A 3,206-nucleotide genomic window follows, 5' to 3' on the forward strand; every position below is an offset into this window, starting at 1 on the left:
ACTTCACCCTGGCCATGGATAGATCACCCGGTTTCGGGTCTACCCCATGCAACTCAACGCCCAGTTAAGACTCGCTTTCGCTACGGCTCCACCTCTCGGCTTAACCTCGCTGCATAGGGTAAGTCGTTGACTCATTATGCAAAAGGCACGCGGTCACACTGTCTTGCAACATAGTGCTCCCACTGCTTGTAAGCTAACGGTTTCAGTTTCTATTTCACTCCCCTCCCGGGGTTCTTTTCACCTTTCCCTCACGGTACTCGTTCACTATCGGTCATCGGGTAGTATGTAGCCTTGGAAGATGGTCCTCCCAGATTCCCACAGGGTTTCACGTGTCCCGTGGTACTCAGGAACTCCCTAGGGTGTGGATCGATTTCGTGTACCGGACTATCACCGTCTATGGTCAGCCTTTCCATACTGTTCCACTATCGATCCTACATCCCACGTTGGGGTCCTACAACCCCGGACAATGTCCGGTTTGGGCTAATCCGCTTTCGCTCGCCGCTACTCACGGAATCTCATTTGATTTCTTTTCCTGCAGGTACTTAGATGTTTCAGTTCCCTGCGTTCGCCTTCATCACCTATGTATTCAGTGATAAATGACAGGATATGACTCCTGCCGGGTTTCCCCATTCGGAAATCTCCGGATCAAAGCCTGTTAACAGCTCCCCGAAGCTTATCGCAGCTTGCCGCGTCCTTCTTCGCCTCCCGATGCCAAGGCATCCGCCGTTAGCTCTTAGTAGCTTATCCATAAAGCCTGATTCAACTCAGCTACTGTAACCCTCATACCTCACGACCTGTCTATGTGCGGTGGCAGGCTCTCACCCACCGGTGCACCAGATCTGCACGGTACAAAGGATTTTGTACTTCTCTACTATTCAATTATCAAAGATCAAAGACTTGCGTCCTGAAATCCGCCTTCTTATCTAAAAAGCCGAATACCAAACCACAAGATGGTGGAGGTGAACGGGATCGAACCGATGACCTCCTGCGTGCAAGGCAGGCGCTCTCCCAGCTGAGCTACACCCCCATCCTGAATGGTGGGCCTAGGTGGACTTGAACCACCGACCTCACGCTTATCAGGCGTGCGCTCTAACCAGCTGAGCTATAGGCCCGAGCTAAAAAAAATGAGCCCGACCTCTGCCACACTCATTTCATTGTTCACAACCCATATCATATCGTAACCGGCTCAATACCGATTCCAAATATGATTCAGTTAAAAGATCGTCACGATCCTTCAAAACCAAATAGCAACAGCAGACAGGGTTAATCCCCGAAATCGGCAGGCGAACCTGCCTCTTCCTTTAAAAGGAGGTGATCCAGCCCCAGGTTCCCCTAGGGCTACCTTGTTACGACTTCACCCCAGTTACTAGCCATACCTTGGCAGCCTGCCCCCTTGCGGTTAGCTCAACTGCTTCTGGTACAACCAACTCCCGTGGTGTGACGGGCGGTGTGTACAAGGCCCGGGAACGTATTCACCGCGGCGTGCTGATCCGCGATTACTAGCGATTCCAACTTCATGGAGTCGAGTTGCAGACTCCAATCCGGACTGAGACCGGCTTTTCGGGATTGGCTTCACATCGCTGTGTCGCTGCCCTTTGTACCGGCCATTGTAGTACGTGTGTAGCCCTGGTCATAAAGGCCATGAGGACTTGACGTCATCCCCACCTTCCTCCGGTTTGACACCGGCAGTCTCTTTAGAGTGCCCAACTTAATGATGGCAACTAAAGATAGGGGTTGCGCTCGTTGCGGGACTTAACCCAACATCTCACGACACGAGCTGACGACAGCCATGCAGCACCTGTCTCCAGGCTCCTCTTGCGAGGCACTCTCGTGTTTCCACAAGATTCCCGGGATGTCAAGACCAGGTAAGGTTCTGCGCGTTGCGTCGAATTAAACCACATACTCCACCGCTTGTGCGGGCCCCCGTCAATTCCTTTGAGTTTTAATCTTGCGACCGTACTCCCCAGGCGGAGAACTTAATGCGTTAGCTGCGGCAATGAGACGATTAACCATCCCAACACCTAGTTCTCATCGTTTACGGCGTGGACTACCAGGGTATCTAATCCTGTTTGCTCCCCACGCTTTCGCACCTCAGCGTCAGTATCTGGCCAGGTGGTCGCCTTCGCCACCGGTATTCCTCCCGATATCTACGAATTTCACCTCTACACCGGGAATTCCACCACCCCCTCCAGTACTCAAGTCTGCCAGTTTCAAATGCACGTCCCCGGTTAAGCCGAGGGCTTTCACATCTGACTAAGCAAACCGCCTACGCGCGCTTTACGCCCAGTAATTCCGAACAACGCTCGCACCCTCCGTATTACCGCGGCTGCTGGCACGGAGTTAGCCGGTGCTTCCTTTGATGGTACCGTCAAATATAACAGATATTAGCTGCTATACATTTCTTTCCATCTGACAGGATTTTACGACCCAAGGGCCTTCATCATCCACGCGGCGTCGCTGCGTCAGGGTTGCCCCCATTGCGCAATATTCCTCACTGCTGCCTCCCGTAGGAGTCTGGTCCGTGTTCCAGTTCCAGTGTGGCGGATCATCCTCTCAGACCCGCTAACCATCGTCGCCTTGGTAGGCCATTACCCTACCAACTAGCTAATGGTACGCAAGCTCATCCCTGCACAGTAGCTTTCATGAAGAGGCCACCTTTCTTTATCATCATTCGCATCAAGATAAACGTATCCGGTATTAGCTCACCTTTCGACGAGTTATTCCGAATGCGGGGGTAGATTACTTACGCGTTACTCACCCGTGCGCCACTCTACTCGGGACCGAAGTCCCTTTCGCGTTCGACTTGCATGTGTTAAGCACGCCGCCAGCGTTCGTTCTGAGCCAGGATCAAACTCTCCAGTTTGATATCCTGAACCGACCTGTGACAGTCAGTTACTTATATAGTGCTTATGTATATAAGAGCTTCTTCGAATTACAAAGAAACCCTCTGTGTCCCTAAGAACACGTCGGGCCCGTCTGCTGTATGTTGCTATTTGGTTTTCAAGGATCATGTCCCCCGGCCAGCGAATGACCGGGACCGCAGTTTGCCCCGCGGAGCTCTTCAATCTAAACTGTTCAAAACGGGTTGTCAATAAAAAAACTCGCCCAACTCCGCCACGCCTCTTCGCAACCACACGCGCTTCATTCAACACGTCCCGTCACCCAAAGACCGCGGCAAACTACTGTATCTCCTGGACCATGTCAAG

At 52.3% G+C, this 3,206-nt stretch carries 2 tRNA genes and 2 rRNA genes (1 of these 4 cut by a window edge); all 4 read right to left on the reverse strand.

Annotation, left to right across the window (positions count from 1 at the left end):
• Positions 1-747, reverse strand: a 23S ribosomal RNA gene (locus HNQ81_RS17055) (it extends 2,195 nt beyond the left edge of the window).
• A gap of 204 nt (positions 748-951) precedes the next feature.
• Positions 952-1,027: transfer RNA gene (locus tag HNQ81_RS17060), tRNA-Ala, on the reverse strand.
• Positions 1,028-1,035: 8 nt separating this feature from the next.
• Positions 1,036-1,112, reverse strand: a tRNA-Ile gene (locus HNQ81_RS17065).
• Positions 1,113-1,304: 192 nt separating this feature from the next.
• Positions 1,305-2,863, reverse strand: a 16S ribosomal RNA gene (locus HNQ81_RS17070).
• Together the 16S and 23S rRNA genes with 2 tRNA genes alongside form the textbook arrangement of a ribosomal RNA operon.
• Positions 2,864-3,206: the final 343 nt, after the last annotated feature.

This window comes from Desulfoprunum benzoelyticum, from assembly GCF_014201505.1.
Classification (GTDB): domain Bacteria; phylum Desulfobacterota; class Desulfobulbia; order Desulfobulbales; family Desulfocapsaceae; genus Desulfoprunum; species Desulfoprunum benzoelyticum.